Genomic DNA, 572 nt, shown 5'->3' with positions numbered 1-572 from the left:
GCCGGTCAGCGCCGCCGCCGAAAGCCCGGCTCGCTGGTTCCTGCTCGTCGCCGCCGTCGTGCTGGCCGTGACCGCCCTCGGCGTCCTCGTCCCCAAGACCGCGCCGGGCGCGCGGCCGCTGCTCGGGCTCCTCTGGGCCGGCATCGTCCTCGCCGGCACGGCCGTCCTCAACACCGCGCTGACCGCCACCCAGGCCGGCAACCTCGGCGGCTTCGGGGGCACCGCCGCCCCCGCCTTCACCTACGACCTCGGGGCCGGCGCCGCCTGGACGTTCGCCGCGCTCGTGCTCGCGGCGCTGACCGCGCTCGCCGCCGTCGGGACCGGGGTCGTCGAACGCGAAGACGCCGGGAACGCCGCCGGGCCGGACAAGAACTTGCTGACGCCCGTCGTCGCCGGGGCCGTGCTGGCCGTCGCCGGCTTCGGGCTGCCCGTCTTCACCGTGCCCGGCTACGTCGCCGCCGGGCTGTGGTCGGACTTCGACACCCCGTCGTGGGGCCTGCTGACCGCCGCCGTGGCGGTCCTCGGCGCGGCCGCCCTCGCGCTGCGGTCCCGGCCGAAGCCCGCGGCCGCAC

Annotated in this window: 1 pseudogene; it reads left to right on the top strand. The window is 78.3% G+C overall.

The features are described from left to right. Positions 1-572 (top strand): annotated as a pseudogene (locus G3I65_RS09090) (hypothetical protein); the annotation flags it as partial.

This window comes from Amycolatopsis sp. SID8362, assembly GCF_010550475.1.
In the GTDB taxonomy this organism is placed as follows: Bacteria; Actinomycetota; Actinomycetes; order Mycobacteriales; family Pseudonocardiaceae; genus Amycolatopsis; species Amycolatopsis eburnea.
This window is presented reverse-complemented; position numbering and strand designations above follow the sequence as displayed.